This is a genomic window from Streptomyces sp. NPDC048337, assembly GCF_043201175.1.
In the GTDB taxonomy this organism is placed as follows: Bacteria; Actinomycetota; Actinomycetes; order Streptomycetales; family Streptomycetaceae; genus Streptomyces.
This window is the reverse complement of record NZ_JBICYR010000023.1, coordinates 27,711-43,482: the sequence shown is the minus strand read 5'-3', so window position 1 is coordinate 43,482 and position 15,772 is coordinate 27,711. Positions and strand designations below refer to the sequence as shown.

At 73.8% G+C, this 15,772-nt stretch carries 12 protein-coding genes; 9 read left to right on the top strand and 3 right to left on the bottom strand.

The window, feature by feature from the left end; all coding sequences use genetic code 11:
- Positions 1-34: 34 nt before the first annotated feature.
- Positions 35-1,123: a mechanosensitive ion channel family protein gene (locus ACGFYU_RS30005; RefSeq protein WP_393830442.1), complete on the bottom strand. Its 1,089-nt coding sequence runs from the start codon at positions 1,121-1,123 to the stop codon at positions 35-37.
- 289 nt (positions 1,124-1,412) lie between these two features.
- On the opposite strand from ACGFYU_RS30005, the gene ACGFYU_RS30000 reads away from it, so the two are divergent.
- A complete protein-coding gene (locus tag ACGFYU_RS30000) occupies positions 1,413-1,949 on the top strand; it encodes an HNH endonuclease (protein ID WP_393830441.1) in 537 nt (178 codons plus the stop codon).
- 142 nt (positions 1,950-2,091) lie between these two features.
- Here the strand turns inward: ACGFYU_RS30000 and ACGFYU_RS29995 are convergent, their stop codons facing one another.
- Complete coding sequence (locus tag ACGFYU_RS29995; RefSeq protein ID WP_393830440.1) at positions 2,092-5,139, bottom strand: beta-N-acetylglucosaminidase domain-containing protein; 3,048 nt, start codon at positions 5,137-5,139, stop codon at positions 2,092-2,094.
- Positions 5,140-5,354: 215 nt separating this feature from the next.
- Here ACGFYU_RS29995 and ACGFYU_RS29990 point away from each other — a divergent pair, with 215 nt between their 5' ends.
- From ACGFYU_RS29990 to ACGFYU_RS29965, 6 genes are all read left to right on the top strand, one after another.
- A complete protein-coding gene (locus ACGFYU_RS29990) occupies positions 5,355-7,409 on the top strand; it encodes a 4-alpha-glucanotransferase (RefSeq protein WP_393830439.1) in 2,055 nt (684 codons plus the stop codon).
- Between the two features lie 56 nt (positions 7,410-7,465).
- A complete protein-coding gene (locus ACGFYU_RS29985) occupies positions 7,466-7,705 on the top strand; it encodes a hypothetical protein (RefSeq protein ID WP_393830438.1) in 240 nt (79 codons plus the stop codon).
- A 520-nt stretch (positions 7,706-8,225) separates the two neighbouring features.
- Positions 8,226-9,539 (top strand): MFS transporter, encoded by a 1,314-nt coding sequence (locus tag ACGFYU_RS29980; protein ID WP_393830437.1) that lies wholly within the window; start codon positions 8,226-8,228, stop codon positions 9,537-9,539.
- A 47-nt stretch (positions 9,540-9,586) separates the two neighbouring features.
- Complete coding sequence (locus ACGFYU_RS29975; protein ID WP_393830436.1) at positions 9,587-10,522, top strand: EamA family transporter; 936 nt, start codon at positions 9,587-9,589, stop codon at positions 10,520-10,522.
- A 40-nt stretch (positions 10,523-10,562) separates the two neighbouring features.
- Positions 10,563-11,489 (top strand): DMT family transporter, encoded by a 927-nt coding sequence (locus ACGFYU_RS29970; protein WP_393830435.1) that lies wholly within the window; start codon positions 10,563-10,565, stop codon positions 11,487-11,489.
- A gap of 10 nt (positions 11,490-11,499) precedes the next feature.
- A complete protein-coding gene (locus ACGFYU_RS29965; RefSeq protein ID WP_393830434.1) occupies positions 11,500-12,396 on the top strand; it encodes a LysR family transcriptional regulator in 897 nt (298 codons plus the stop codon).
- Positions 12,397-12,445: 49 nt separating this feature from the next.
- Here the strand turns inward: ACGFYU_RS29965 and pepN are convergent, their stop codons facing one another.
- Complete coding sequence (pepN, locus tag ACGFYU_RS29960) at positions 12,446-15,028, bottom strand: aminopeptidase N (protein ID WP_393830433.1); 2,583 nt, start codon at positions 15,026-15,028, stop codon at positions 12,446-12,448.
- A 128-nt stretch (positions 15,029-15,156) separates the two neighbouring features.
- Between pepN and ACGFYU_RS29955 the strand changes: the two genes are divergently transcribed.
- Together ACGFYU_RS29955 and ACGFYU_RS29950 are read left to right on the top strand one after the other, a co-directional pair.
- On the top strand, positions 15,157-15,387 hold the full coding sequence (locus ACGFYU_RS29955) for a ribbon-helix-helix domain-containing protein (protein WP_393830432.1): 231 nt from the start codon (positions 15,157-15,159) through the stop codon (positions 15,385-15,387).
- Positions 15,388-15,394: 7 nt separating this feature from the next.
- Positions 15,395-15,721 (top strand): type II toxin-antitoxin system PemK/MazF family toxin, encoded by a 327-nt coding sequence (locus ACGFYU_RS29950; RefSeq protein WP_393830431.1) that lies wholly within the window; start codon positions 15,395-15,397, stop codon positions 15,719-15,721.
- The last annotated feature ends 51 nt before the right edge of the window (positions 15,722-15,772 follow it).

Genomic DNA, 15,772 nt, shown 5'->3' with positions numbered 1-15,772 from the left:
TGACCTGCGGGGCGGCGGGGACGGGGAGACGCGGCTACTTGGTGATCCGCGGGCCGGCCGGGGGCGGGATCGGGGTGGCGGCCTGCGCCTGCGGGGAGGCAGGGTTCGCCAGCGCGGACGGCGGGGCGACCGCGGCCGCCGGGTCCGCCGGGGCCTCGTCCTCGTCGTCGGAGGCGGCGGCCGGCGCGCCGCCGATGATCCGGATGCCGGCCGCGTCGAAGGCCTCCTTGATCCGCCAGCGCAGCTCCCGCTCCACCGCGAACTGCTGGCCCGGCATCGTCTTCGCCGACACCTTCACCGTCATCGAGGCGAGCAGCACCTCGTCCAGGCCCAGCACCTCGACCGGACCCCACAGGCGCTCGTCCCACGGGGACTCCTTCGCCAGGGTGTCGGCGACCTCCTGGACCACCTCGCGGATCCGGGCCAGGTTCTCGGACGGCTTGACCTGGACGGCCACGCCCGCGGTCGCCCAGCCCTGGCTGAGGTTGCCGATCCGCTTGATCTCGCCGTTGCGGACGTACCAGATCTCGCCGTTGTCCCCGCGGAGCTTGGTCACGCGCAGGCCGACCTCGATGACCTCGCCCGAGGCCACGCCCGCGTCGATCTTGTCACCGACGCCGTACTGGTCCTCCATGATCATGAACACGCCGGACAGGAAGTCCGTCACCAGGTTCCGGGCGCCGAAACCGATCGCCACACCGGCCACACCGGCACTCGCCAGCAGCGGGGCCAGATCGATCTTCAGCGCGGCCAGCACCATCAGCGCGGCCGTGCCGAGGATCACGAACGAGGCGACCGAACGGAGTACCGAACCGATCGCCTCCGAACGCTGGCGGCGCCGCTCGGCGTTGACGAGCAGCCCGCCGAGCGCGGTGCCCTCGACGGCCTCGGCGCTGGTGTTCATCCGGTTTATCAGCTTGGTCAGCGCCTTGCGGACCACCGAGCGGAGCGCGGCCGCGATCACCACGATCAGCAGGATCTTGAGGCCGATGCTCAGCCAGGTGGCCCAGTTCTCCTCTATGAGGCTCGCGGCCTCGTTGACGCTCTCCTGTGCCTCTTTCACCGAGGTGGGTGCGTCCGGTACCTGGGCTGCCAGGGGCAGCAGAGCGGCGGGCCAGGGCACGACAGGAACCTCCCGGTTCAACGGTCTGCCCAACGGGACTGGGGGTACCCCCGGACGGAGTCTGGGGGAGTGCGGGGCAGACCAACCACACTAACGGGGCATTCCCTTCACTCCGGCGCCGTGTTCGAGGGAGAGAGCAGACTCACCCGGGGATGTAGTGGGGTGTGGTTGAAAACACCCCGGGGCCGTTACGGGCTCGTGGTGGCGCTTCGACCAGCCGTAAGGAGAGACTGGAGAGCAGATCGTCCCGGCGCGAGCCACGCGCCGCCGGCGTACAAGGAGGCAGTCCGTGCCGCACGTCCTGGTCCTCAATGCGTCGTACGAGCCCCTCGGCGTCGTACCGCTCCGCCGCGCGCTCGTCCTCGTCCTGGAGAACAAAGCGATCTCCCTGGAGGAATCCGGCGCCTATCTGCACAGCGCGACGAGAGCCGTCCCCGCGCCCAGCGTGGTCCGGCTCAAGCGCTTCGTGCGGGTCCCCTACCGGGGGCCCGTTCCACTCACCCGGCGCGCTCTGTTCGCGCGGGACGGCGGCCGCTGCATGTACTGCGGCGCGGTCGCCACCAGCGTCGACCACGTCATCCCGCGCAGCCGGGGCGGGCAGCACGCCTGGGACAACGTGGTGGCCGCCTGCCGCCGCTGCAACCACGTCAAGGCCGACCGGCACCTGGTGGACCTGGGCTGGCGGCTCCGGCACCAGCCGGCTCCGCCGTCGGGATTGGCCTGGCGGATCATCGGGACGGGGCACCGGGACCCGCGCTGGATGCCGTATCTCCAGCCGTACGGGGCCGAGGACGCGCTGGACCGGATCGGGGTCGCGGCCTCCTGACCCTTCGGCTCCCGCCGGGTGTCGCGTCCAAGCCCGGGCGCGGCGCCGCTGCTGGGGCTCCGCCCCAGACCCCGCGCCTCAATCGCCGGTGAGGCTGAAATTGCCCTGCGGGCAATCCAGCCTCACCGGGCGGGCGGGCACATCAAGGGCCCGTTATCGCGTAGGCCTCCGCCGACCAGAGGCTGCAGCCGTAGCGCGTTGCGCGGGTCTCGCATGTGATGCGGACGAACCGGGTGTTCGGGGCGTCCACCCGGAGGGACTCGTGGCCGCCGCCCGAGGCGGGGACCGTGGCGGCCCGCTGCCAGGTCTCGCCGTCCGCGGAGGTCTCCACCCGGTAGGACGACGGGTAGGCGTCCTGCCAGTACAGCTCCAGGCGGCCGAGCCGGGCCGGAGCCGGGAGTTCCGCCTGCCACCACGCGCCGTCCACCGGGGGTGAGGACCACCGCGTGGCGGGGGAGCCGTCCACGGCCGCCGAGGCCGGGAAGTCGGGGGTCTCGTCCCCCGACGAGCTCGCCCGCGCGGCGCGCAGCAGGTCCGGGCCGCCGGTGCGCGGCACCGCCCGTACCGTCAGCGTGCGGGACTCCCCGTTGAAGGTCACCGGGATGGTGTAGGTGCCCGGTGCCGTCGTCGGTGCCACCAACACATCGAAGGGGACCGACACCCGGCCGCCGCGCGGGGCCACGGCCTGGGCCGGCAGGCGGACCTCGATGCCCGCCGGCGGCTGCGCCGACAGCGGGCCGCGGACCTCGCCGGGACCCAGCGCGGACACTTCCGCCGAGACCCGCCGCGCGGCTCCGCCGATCTCCGCGTCGACCGGGGCCCGGTCCGCCAGCTCGAAGCGGGCCTGCGGGCCGTCCCCCAGCCAGGGCACCACCCGGTGCACCGCGGGCGAGGCCCCGGCCCCCGCCCAGGACAGCCGCACCGCGTCGGCCCGCAGCCCCGCCGTGTCCACCTGGGTCCAGCCCGAGGCCGCCGCCTCGCCCACCTTGCGCCAGCCCTCGCCCGGCACGTGGGCCTCCACCGCCGCGCCCCGCGTGCCCGCCGGCAGCGGGTCCGTCATCACGGTCACCGCCGACACCGGCCGCTCCGCGTCCAGCCGTACGGTGAAGGCGCCCGCGTCCTGCTCCACCGTGCCCGTGGTGCGGGCGGCCCCGGTCCAGGCGTCCGCCTCCGCCGCCGCCTTTTTCAGGAAGGGTTCCAGGACGGCCTGGTCCACCTCGGCCGTCCCCGGCTCGGCCAGGGCCTGCCGGGCGCGTGCCAGCTGACGGGAGGCCTGCCAGGCGGCCGCCCCGTCCCCGCGGGCCTGCGCCTGGAGCACGTCGACCGCCAGCTCGCCGGCCGTCCCGTAGAGCGACAGCCGCTCCAGCCACGGCCCCGCCTCGCCCTCCAGGGCCGGCAGTCGCCCGGGGGCCTCGCGCAGTACCGTGAACGCCCGCCGCAGTTCGGCCCCGGCCGCCGGGTCGCCCGCGGCCCGCGCCTTCCAGAACCGTTCGACCATCGACCCCAGATAGGCGGACTCCTGCTGCTTGAGACCCGACGCGGCCGTGTTCCCGGCCAGCGCCGCCAGCGCCTCCCGGGTCCGCGGGTCGCGGCCCGCCAGCTCCCGTACCGCCGCCGCCCAGGACTCCCCGGCCCGGTAGTCGCCCGGGTTCCACGCGAAGTCCGCAGCCGTGAACAGCGGGATGCGCGACAGGGTGCCCTGCGGCATCGCGTTGGCCAGCAGCGCCGCCGACCCGCCCGCCACCGCGGGCTCGCGGCCCATGTACGGGCCGAGGAAGATCCGGCCCGGGTCCCAGTCGTTCACCGGGTAGTTGTCCATGGTGACCAGCGGGTGCTCCAGGGCGGAGCGGGCCCCGGACAGCTCCTTGCCGGTGATGGTGCGCGGCACCACGCCCACGCCCGTCCAGGCCACCTCCACCCGCCGGTCCAATCCGCCCGCCAGGGCCGTCCGGTAGGCGGTGGCGCCCTCCTGGTAGAACTCCGTCGGCAGCAGCGACAGCGCGGGCGCCCCCGGATACCGGGCGGCCAGGTGCGCCGCCAGCTCGTTCGCGACCTCCGCGTGCGCCTTCGCGGCTGCCGCCGGGCCCTTCCCGTACCGTTGCCGGTCCGCCCGGCAGCCCCACTCGCTGTAGCTGACGTCCGGGAACTGCACCTGGAAGGCACGGAAGCCGAGGTCCCACATCGCGTCGAGCTTGCGCGCGAGCGCCGCCCGGTCGGCCGCCGAGGACAGGCACATCGACTGGCCGGGGGTCACCGCCCAGCCCAGGACCACCCGGTTGGCGCGGGCCCGTTCGGCCAGCACGCGGAACTCCTCCTGCCGCTCCGCGGGGTAGTCCTGGCGCCAGCGCGTCGTCCGGTACGGGTCGTCGCCGGGAGCGATCAGCAGCCGGTTCTGCTTGGTGCGGCCCATGAAGTCCAGCTGCGCGAGGCGCTGTTCCCCGGTCCACGGCTGCCCGTAGAAGCCCTCGACGATCCCCCGTACGGGCGCCGCGGGCCAGTCCCGCACCCGCACCCCGGGCACCTTCCCGGCACCGGCCTCCAGGAGTTGGCGCAGCGTCTGCGCCCCGTGGAACAGCCCGTCCTCCCCTACGCCGGCCAGCGCCACGGTGTCCCGGCCGCCGGGCCGCCCCACGGCCAGCCGGTAGCCCCCCTCGGGCAGATCGCCGACCTCGGCCGCGCCCAGCGCCCGCAGCGCCTCCTGCGCGTCGGGGCCCTGGAGCCGTACGACGGTGCCCCGCTCGGGGAGCGGCTGCCCGGGGGCCCGCTCGTGCAGGGTCCGGACGCCCGCCGCGCGCAGGGCGTCCCGTATCGCCTGGACGGCGTACGGATCGGCGTCGGCCGGGGCCACGAGTACGGCCTCTGCCCCCAGCGGGACCTCGCGCGCCGGGTCGGCCGCCATCGACCGCGGCCGCGGCCACACGGCCGGGCCCTCGGCCGCGGTGCGGGGGAAATCGGCCCCGGGGTCGGGCACCGGGCCGGACGAGCCGAGGGCGGCCGTGGCGGCGGAACCGGCGGCCGGGGTCCGGGCGGAGCCGCCGGGACTGCCGGAGCCCGCGGCACCGCCCGGGCCGTCCGGAGCGGACAGCGCGGCGAACACCCCGGGGTTCAGGGCCGCGACGCCACCGCCGAGCAGCGTCCCGATCACCGCGATGGCGGCGGCCGTCGCCCGCTTCCTGCCCCTGAGCTGCACAGAGCCTCCTCGTCCCGAGACGTCCCCCGCTCGTACGAATGAGCCCGAGCCCACCACCCGTGCGGGCGGAGTGTCAATGCGGGTGGGTGATCTGACCGGGATAGGCCAGGAATGCGATGCGTCCGAGTGGGTATGGCTCGGGTGTTTCCCGGCGGCGTCCCACCCTTCTGCACCACCCTTCTGATCCACCCTCACGCACGAAGGAGTGCCCGTAGATGGACGACCTCGCCCGGCTCGCGGCCCTGCACGGCATCGCCACCGCCTACCATCCCGCCGCGGACGTCACCGTCCAGGTGCCGCGGACCACGGTCGCCACTGTGCTCGGGCTCCTCGGGGTGGCCGCCGAGACACCGGAGGACGTCCGGGCGAGCCTGGCCGAGGCGGAACGGGCAGCGGCGGAGCGGGTGCTGCCGCCGGTGCTGGTGCGGTGGGCGGGCGAGCCGCCGCCGGCCGAACTGGCCTCGCTGCCGGCCGGCACGCGGATCCGGCTTGCGCCGGAGCGGGCCGAGGCGGACCTCGCGGGGCCGGGTGTGTGCCGGGGCACACACCCGGCCCCGCCGGAACCGGCGGCGGCCGCCGAGTGGGAGACCGGTGACGCCGGGGTCTTGCCCGACGGGTTGCCGCTGGGGGTGCACCGGCTCAGTGTCGCCCTGCCCGACGGGCGTACTGCCGGGGCGACCCTCATTCTGGCTCCGGACCGGGCCCCGGCCGCGCCCGAGCGGGCCCATGGGCTGCTCGTCCAGCTGTACTCGCTGCTCTCCGAACGCTCTTGGGGGATGGGCGACCTCGGCGACCTCGCCGCGCTCGCCCGGTGGGCGGGGCGTACCCACGGTGCAGGGTTCATCCAGGTCAATCCGCTGCACGCGGCCGTGCCGGGCCATCCGACCGACCCGTCTCCCTACCGGCCCTCCTCCCGGCGTTTCCCCGACCCCGTCCACCTGCGCGTCGAGGACGTCCCGGAGTACGACCGCTGCCCCGAGCACGCGGCGCTCGCCGAACTCGCCGCCCGGGGCGGTGAGCTGCGCCGCGAGGTGCTGGAGAAGGGGGCGCTGATCGACCGGGACGCCGTCTGGGAGCTCAAGCGCGCCGCCCTGGAGCTGCTGTACGCCGTCCCGCGTGTGCCCGAACGCGAGGCCGACTACCGGCGGTTCCGCGCCGAGCAGGGACCGGCGCTCGACCGGCACGCCGACTGGTGTGCGGCCGCCGAGGGGGCGGACCCCGGGGCGCGCGCCGACTTCCACCGGTGGCTGGTCTGGCTGACCGACGGTCAGCTCGCCGCCGCCCAGCGGGCCGCGCGGGAGGCCGGCATGGCCGTGGGCATCGTGCATGACCTCGCCGTCGGCGTGCACCCCGAGGGTTCGGACGCCCGGACCGGCTCCTTCCACGCCCGGCACACCTCGGTCGGCGCCCCGCCGGACGCCTTCAACGCCCGCGGCCAGGACTGGGGACTGCCGCCCTGGCGCCCGGACCGGCTGGCCGCCACCGGGTACGCCCCCTTCCGGGCGCTGCTGCGCGGGGTGTTCCGGTACGCGGGCGCCCTGCGCATCGACCACGTGATGGGCCTGTTCCGGCTCTGGTGGATCCCGGAGGGCTCCCCGCCCGCCGAGGGCACGTACGTCTCGTACGACGGGGAGGCCATGCTGGCGATCCTGGTGCTGGAGGCCCACCGCGCCGGGGCCCTGGTCATCGGCGAGGACCTCGGTACGGTCGAGCCGCGGGTCCGCCGCGCGCTGGCCCGGCGCGGGGTGCTCGGGACCTCGGTGCTCTGGTTCGAGCGGGACTGGGACGGCGCCCGCGGCCCGCTCGCGCCGCAGGCCTGGCGGGCCGACTGCCTGGCCACGGCCACCACCCACGATCTGCCGCCGACGGCCGCCAAGCTGGCCGGGGGTCATGTGGAACTGCGCGACCGGCTCGGCCTGCTGACCCGCCCGGCCGAGGAGGAACGGGCCGAGGACGCCGCCGACACCGCCGAGTGGCTGGAGCTGCTGGACCGCCTCGGGCTGGACACCAAGGGCGAGGAGGCCGCCGTACGGGCCCTGTACGGCTTCCTGCTGCGCACCCCGGCCCGGCTGGTCGGCGTATGGCTGCCGGACGCGGTGGGGGACCGGCGGCCGCAGAACCTGCCGGGCACCTGGGACCAGTACCCCAATTGGCGGCTCCCGGTCGCCGATGCCGGGGGGCGGCCGCTGACCCTGGAGGAACTGGCCGCCTCACCGCGGGCGAACGCCCTGCTGAGCGCGGTGCGGGCGGGGGCCGCCGGGGGCGGGTGACCCCGTACGGCACCCCCGGGCGCGCGGGTCGTTTGGGTGTTCGCTACGTTTGCACCGTGGACAAGAAGAACGCTCTGCGCGCCGGCGCCGTCACGGCCGGAACGACGCTGATGATGCTGCTGATGACGTCTCCCGCCCTCGCGCTGACCCGCGACGACGGTGACGACCCGGGTAAGGGCCTGAGCATTGGCGAGACGCTGGGCCTGTTCGTGGCCGCGCCGATCGTGCTGTTCCTGGTCATCGCGGGCCTGGTGATGGTCGGCGACAAGTCGCGCAAGCAGCCGAACCAGGGCTGATCCCACACTTCCCGGGGCGCCGGGGGTCGCTGACGACACCGACAGGTGCCGTCCGCCGACCCCCGGCGCCTCGCCATGTCCGGGCTCGCCCGGGCCCCACCGCCGTCTGAGCCGCGCCCCGCCCGCCGCGCCCCGCCCGCCTCGGCCTGCCTGCCGTGCCCCGGCCGCCTCGGCGGGCCTGCCGTGCCCCGGCCGTCCCGGCGGGCCTGCCGTGCCCCGCCCGTCCCGGCGGGCCTGCCGTGCCCCGCCCGTCCCGGCCTGCCCGCCACGGCCAGGCCTGCCTGCCGCGCCCCGGCCTGCCCGCCGCGCCCCGCCCGTCCCGGCCTGCCCGCCACGGCCAGGCCTGCCTGCCGCGCCCCGGCCTGCCCGCCGCGCCCCGCCTGCCGCGGCCCACGCCCGGTCATGCGTAGCGGCGGCTTCCACTTGTTCGTTCGCAAGAAAGTTGCTTGACGGAAAGTAGCTTAGCGGTAAGCTACTCTCCAGTGACCTACTTTGGACGGCCCACTTCGGGGGAGACGTGATGCGCACAGCCAGGCGGAGTGCCGAGACGCGAGTCGCGGGGGAGCGGTCGCTCCTCGTCGGCGTCGGGATCAGTGCGGTCGGGATCGGCATGTACGTGCCGTTCTCGCTCGTCTTCTTCCATCACGTCACCGGCCTCTCCTTCACCCTGGTCGGCCTCGTCATGACCGTCACCGGGGTCGCCGGACTGGCCTTCATGCCGCTCGCCGGCACGGCCGTCGACCGGTTCGGCGCGAAGAAGGTCAACCTCGTCCTGTACGGGATCCGGGCGCTCGGCTTCGTCCTCTACCCCTTCGCGGGCAGCCTGCCCGCCTTCGCCGCGGTCGCCCTCGTCACCGCCCTCGCCGACCGCTCCTTCTCCGTCGTCCAGCAGTCCCTGATCGGGGAGGTGGCCCGCGGCGCCGCCCGCGACCGGCTCCAGGCCTCCATCCGGGCCCTGCAGAACGCCGGGATGGGCGCGGGCGCCCTCCTCGTCTCCGGAGTCCTGGCCGTGTGGGGGAGCGGCGGATTCACGTACACCGCCTGGGGCAACGCGCTCGCCTTCGCCCTCGCCGGACTGCTCGTCAGCCGGGTCCGCCCGGTCCGCGACGCCGAGGCCGCGGGCTCCGTCGAACGCGCCCCCGCCGGCTACCGGATGGTCCTGCGGGACCGCCCCTTCCTCGGGCTCACCGCCGCCAACTTCCTGACCGCGCTGGGCTACTCCGCCCTCTCCGTCCTCTTCCCGCTCTACCTCTCCACCTGGCTGACGGCCCCCGACTCCCTCACCGGCGCCGCCTTCACCGTCAACACCGTCCTGTGTGCCGGGATCGGCGTCCTGGTCGCGGGCCGGGTCCGCCGCTCCGGAGCCCGCCGCACCCGCTCCGCCGCCCTCGGCTCCCTGCTCTTCGCCGCCGCCTTCGTCGGGCAGATCGTGCTCGGCACCCTGCGCCCCGGGCAGACCGCGACCCTGGTCGCCCTGCTGGCCATCGTGGTCGTCTACACCCTCGGCGAACTGGTGCACAGCCCCTCCGGCGGCGCCCTGTCGGTCTCCGCCGCCCCCGAAGCCGTCCGCGGCCGCTACCTCGCCACCTACCAGCTCTCCTACTCGCTGGCCACCGCCCTCGCCCCCTCCCTCTTCACCGCCCTGCTCGCCGTCGACGGCCGCCTGCCCTGGGCCGTCCTCACCGTCACCGCGGTCGGCGCCGCCCTGGCCCTCGTCCGGCTGGAGCGCCACCTGCCCGCCGAGGCCGTCCACGCCCAGGCGCCCGCCCCGATCGCGGCCTCGGCCCCGGGCACCGCCCCGGCCCCGCGCACCTCGGCGCCCGCCGCCTCCTGACCCGCTCGTCCCCGTCCCCGTTCCTCACCTGCCGAGGAGTCCCCGCCATGAAGCGCATCGCCACCGTCGCCCTGACCGCCCTCGCCCCCATCTCCTGGGGCTCCACCTACGCCGTGGCCACCGAACTGCTGCCGCCCGACCGGCCCCTGTTCACCGGCGTGATGCGGGCCCTGCCCGCCGGACTGCTGCTGACCGCCCTCTCCCGCACCCTGCCCAAGGGCGAGTGGTGGTGGAAGTCCGCCGTGCTCGGCACGCTCAACATCGGCGCCTTCTTCCCGCTGCTGTTCCTCACCGCCTACCGCCTGCCCGGCGGGGTCGCGGCCGTACTCGGCTCCACCGCCCCGCTGTTCGCCGTGGGGCTCGCCGCCCTCGTCCTCGGGGAGCGGGCCGGCCTGCGCACGGTGCTCGCCGCGGTCGTCGGGGTGTTCGGCGTGAGCATGGTCGTCCTCACCGCCCAGGCCAAGCTCGACCTCGTCGGCATCATCGCCGGTGTGGTCTCCGCCGCCTCCATGGCCGCCGGCACCGTCATGACCAAGCGCTGGGGCCGCCCCGAGGGCGTCGGACCGCTGGCCATGACCGGCTGGCAGCTCACCGCGGGCGGGCTCGTCATCATCCCAATCGCCGCCCTCGTCGAAGGGGCGCCGCCCACGCTCGACGGCAAGGCCTTCCTCGGCTACGGCTACATGATGCTGATCAACACCGGGATCGCCTACTGGCTCTGGTTCCGCGGCATAGGAAAGCTCACCGCCACCTCGGTCACCCTGCTCGGCCCGCTCTCCCCGCTCACCGCCGCCGTCATCGGCTGGGCCGCCCTCGGGCAGTCGCTGAACGCCGTACAGCTGGTGGGCATGGCGATCGCCTTCGGAGCCACCGTCGCCGGCCAGCTCGTAGCCGCCCGCACCGCCTCGCAATCGTTCAGTTCTACTGAAGAGATCAATCGAAACATTTCGATAGACCTGAGTGATGACGAGGTGCGACGGTAGTCCCACGATCAACCGACCGACCCCGAGGGGGAGACACACAGTGGCCGTCATGGACCGCGTCCGTACCGTTTCGCAGGCACAGCCCGCCACCACGGGGAAGAAGGGGGCCGCCGGACTCGGCGTACTCCTCGCCCTGCTCGCGACGGTCGTCTGGTCCGGCAGCTTCGTCGCCACCCGGGGGATGGCCGAGACCGTCCCGCCCGTCCAGGCCGTCTTCTGGCGGTGGATCATCGCCACCCTCGCCGTCGCCCCCTTCGCCGCCCGCCAGGCATGGCAGCAGCGGGCCCTGATCCGCAAGCACTTCGGCTTCATCGCCCTCGCCACGCTGTTCGGCGTCACCCTCTACAACACGCTCGTGCACCAGGCCGGACTGACCACCTCCGCCTCCAACATGGGCATGATCATGGCCGCCTCGCCCGTCATCATGGCGCTCTACGCCCGCCTCGGCGGCGAACGGCTCGGCGCCCGGCGCACCTTCGGACTGCTGCTCGCCGCCTTCGGCGTGCTGCTGCTGGTCGGGGACGGCTCCCTCGGCTTCGACTTCGGCGCCGGCGACCTGTGGATGTTCGCCGCGGCCCTGTCCTTCGGCACCTACAGCGCCCTGCTCAAGCGCAAGCCCGCCGAGATCGGCGGACTGGCCTTCCTGCTCACCACCTTCGTGCTCGGCGCGCTGATGCTGGCCCCCGCCTACGCGGTCTCCCTCTCCGTCCAGGGCGGCTTCGCGATCGGCGCCGGAACGGTCGGACCGCTCCTGTACGTCGGTGTCTTCTCCTCGGCGGTCGCCTTCTTCGCCTGGAACAAGGCCATCTCCCTCATCGGAGCGGCCCGCGCCGGAGTCGTCTACTACCTCCAGCCGGTCTGCGTGGCGATCCTCGGCTTCCTGCTCCTCGGCGAGCAGACCGGCCCCGCGCAGCTGCTGTGCATGGCGCTGATCCTCGGCGGTGTCGGGCTCGGTGCCCGGCGGTAGGTTCGGCCCCATGACCGAGTGGGACATCAAGAAGCTGCGGATCCTGCGGACCCTCGCCGAACAGGGGACCGTGACCGCGACGGCCGAGGCGCTGCACATGACGCCCTCGGCCGTTTCGCAGCAGCTGACCAATCTCGCGCGGCAGTTGGGGGTCGTCCTGCTGGAGGCCCAGGGCCGCCGGGTCCGCCTCACCGACGCCGCGCACCTCGTACTGCGGCATACGGAGGCGGTGTTCGCGCAGCTGGAGCGGGCCGACGCCGAGCTGGCCGGATATCTGGCCGGGGACGCGGGGGAGGTGCGGGTCGGGGCCTTCTCCACCGCCGTGCCGGCCCTCGTGGTGCCGGCGGTCGCGGCGCTGCGGCGGACCCACCCCGGGATCGAGGTCCGCGTACGGGAGACGGAGGCCGCCGAGTCCTACGAGCTGCTGTCCGCCGGGGGCGTGGACCTGGCGCTGTCCCTCGCGGCCCACGCTCCGACCGCGCGCGATCCGCGGTTCACCCGGGTCACGCTGCTGGAGGACCCGCTGGACGTGGCGCTCCCGCCCGACCATCCCCTCGCCGCCGCGGCGGACCTGCGGCTGGCGGACCTGTCCGGGGACCCGTGGATCTACGGGGGCAGCGGCCCCTGGTCGGAGATCGCCGTGGGCGCGTGCGAGGCCGCGGGCTTCGTGCCGGAGCAGGCGCATTCGGCGTCCGGGTGGACGGCGATCCTGGCCATGGTCGAGGCGGGGATGGGCGTGGCGCTCGTGCCGCGGATGGTCTCCAGCCGGGCCTCCGGGGTGGCTGTGCGGGTCCTGGCCCACGACCGTCCCACCCGCCACGTGATCGCGGCGGTCAGGCGGGGCGCCGAGGCCGCTCCCGCGCTCTCCCACGTACTGGAGGCCCTCCGCTCCACCGCAGGGGGGTAGCGGTGCCGCACCCGCGGGACGCGCTCGCGTCCCGCGGGTGCGGATCCGGCTAGACCCGAGCGGCAGCGGTGGCGGCGTCGGCCGCCTGGGCCTTCAGGGCGCGCTCGATGCCCGCGCGGGACTCCGACACCAGGCGGCGCAGGGCCGCGTTCGGCTCGGCCGACTCCAGCCAGGCGTCCGTCGCGGCCAGGGTGGCCTCGGATACCTGGAGGGACGGGTACAGGCCCACCGCGATCTGCTGGGCGATCTCGTGGCTGCGGGTGTCCCAGACCTCCTTGACCGCCGCGAAGTACTTCGCGGTGTACGGGGCCAGCAGCTCGCGCTGGTCGGTCTGGACGAAGCCGCCGATCACCGCCTCCTGGACGGCGTTGGGGAGGTCCGAGGACTCCACCACCGACGCCCAGGCCTCGGCCTTGGCCTCCGCCGTCGGGCGCGCGGCCCGCGCGGTCGCCGCGTGGCGCTCGCCCGCCGCCGTGGCGTCCCGCTCCAGCTCGGCCGCGATGGCCGGCTCGTCGGCGACGCCCGTCGCGGCGAGCCGCTCCAGGAACGCCCACCGCAGCTCGGTGTCGACGGCCAGGCCCTCCACCACGGCCGAGCCGTCCAGCAGCGCCGACAGGTAGGTCAGCTGCTCCTCGGTGCGGGCCGTGGCCGCGAAGGCACGCGCCCACGCCAGCTGGTGGTCGCTGCCCGGCTCGGCCGCGCGCAGGTGCTCCAGCGCCGCCTCGGTCCAGGCCGCCAGGCCCTCCTCGCGCCATGCCGGGTCGGCGTACAGGTCGACGGCCAGCTTCACCTGGCGGTGCAGCGACTGGACCACGCCGATGTCGGACTCCTTGCCGATGCCCGACAGGACGAGGGAGAGGTAGTCGCGCGTCGCCAGCTCGCCGTCCCGCGTCATGTCCCAGGCCGAGGCCCAGCACAGCGCGCGCGGCAGGGACTCGGTGAAGTCGCCGAGGTGCGCGGTCACGTTGGCGAGGGAGACCTCGTCCAGGCGGACCTTCGCGTACGACAGGTCGTCGTCGTTCAGCAGCACGACGGTCGGGCGGGCGCGGCCGACCAGCTCCGGCACCGCCGTCAGCTCGCCGTCGATGTCCAGCTCGATCCGGTCCGTGCGGACCAGCTTGCCGTCCTGGAGCTCGTAGAGGCCGACAGCGATGCGGTGCGGGCGCAGCACCGGCTCGCCCTTGGCGCCCGCCGGCAGGGCCGGGGCCTCCTGGCGGACCGCGAAGGAGGTGATGGAGCCGTTCTCGTCGGTCTCGATCTCCGGGCGCAGGATGTTGATGCCTGCCGTCTCCAGCCACGCCTTCGACCAGGCGGCCAGGTCGCGGCCCGAGGTCTCCTCCAGGGCGCCCAGCAGGTCGGACAGGCGCGTGTTGCCGAAGGCGTGCGCCTTGAAGTACGCCTGCACGCCCTTGAAGAAGGCGTCCATCCCGACGTAGGCGACGAGCTGCTTGAGGACCGAGGCGCCCTTGGCGTACGTGATGCCGTCGAAGTTGACCAGGACGTCGTCCAGGTCGCGGATGTCCGCCATGATCGGGTGCGTGGACGGCAGCTGGTCCTGCCGGTACGCCCAGGTCTTCATGGAGTTGGCGAAGGTGGTCCACGCGTGCGGCCACTTCGAGCCCTCCGCGTACGCCTGGCAGGCGATGGAGGTGTAGGTGGCGAACGACTCGTTCAGCCACAGGTCGTTCCACCACTCCATGGTGACGAGGTCGCCGAACCACATGTGGGCGAGCTCGTGCAGGATGGTCTCGGCGCGCACCTCGTACGCCGCGTCCGTCACCTTGGAGCGGAAGACGTACTGGTCGCGGATGGTGACCGCGCCCGCGTTCTCCATGGCGCCCGCGTTGAACTCCGGCACGAAGAGCTGGTCGTACTTGGCGAACGGGTAGTCGTACGCGAACTTCTCCTGGAACCAGTCGAAGCCCTGCCGCGTCACGTCGAAGATCGCGTCCGAGTCGAGGAACTCGGCGAGCGAGGGGCGGCAGTAGATGCCGAGCGGCACGGACTGCCCGTCCTTGCCCTCGTACGAGCTGTGCACCGCGTGGTACGGGCCGACGATCAGGGCCGTGATGTACGAGGAGATCCGCGGGGTCGGCTCGAAGGCCCACACCCGGTCCTTGGGCTCAGGGGTCGGCGAGTTCGAGATGACCGTCCAGCCCTCGGGGGCCGTCACGGTGAACTGGAAGGTCGCCTTCAGGTCGGGCTGCTCGAAGCTGGCGAAGACCCGCCGCGCGTCCGGCACCTCGAACTGGGTGTACAGGTAGGCCTGCTGGTCCACCGGGTCGACGAAGCGGTGCAGGCCCTCGCCGGTGTTGGTGTACGCGCAGTCCGCGACGACCCGGAGCTCGTTCGCCCCGGCCGCCAGGTGCTTCAGGGCGATGCGGGAGTCCCGGAAGACGGCGGCGACGTCGAGCGCCTTGCCGTTGAGGACGACCTCGTGCACGGCCGGTGCGACCAGGTCGATGAAGGTCTCGGCCCCGGCCTCGGCCGACTGGAAGCGCACGGTGGTCACGGAGGGGTAGGTGCCGCCCTCCTGTGCGCCGCTGAGATCGAGTTCGATCTCGTAGGAGTCGACGGTGAGCAGCTTTGCCCGCTGCTGAGCCTCTTCACGGGTGAGATTCGTGCCTGGCACGCGGTCATCTCCTTCGATGGTTACGTTCCGGCCCATCTTTCCACGGGGGCCGGGCCACCGCGCCGGAGTAATCCACCGGCGAACAGGCACGACTGGCTACCGTGTTCCTACTCGGGTAGCATTGGGGTATGAAGATTAGTGTGAGCCTGCCGCAGGAGGATGTTGCCTTCGTCGATGAGTACGCCACCAGAACGGATGCCGACTCGCGCTCGGCGGTGATACACGCGGCCATCGAGCTGCTGCGCCAGGCAGAGCTCGAAGCCGAGTACACGGAGGCGTTTGCCGAGTGGGACGCGAGCGAGGACGCGGCCCTCTGGGACCGCACGTCCGGGGACGGGATCACCGATGAGGCGTGGTGACATCTACATGGTGGACCTGGAGCCTGCGCGGGGAAGCGAGGCGAACAAGATCCGGCCGGCGGTGATCGTGTCCCACAACGCCGCGAACGACTCGGTCGAACGCCATGGCCGCGGGGTCGTCACGGTGGTGCCGCTGACATCGAATACTTCCCGCGTCCTCACGTTCCAGGTCTTCCTGCCCGCTGCGGAATGCCACCTGCCCAAGGACTCGAAGGTTCAGTGCGAGCAGATCCGCGCGATCACCCCTGAACGGGTGCATCAGAGAGTCGGCGTCGTGCCCCGCCAGCGGATGGCGGAGATCGACGCGGCGCTCCGGCGCCACCTGGCGCTCTAGGTACGTCGGAGGGGCGGCACCGTGGCGGTGCCGCCCCTCGGGGCGTGAGGG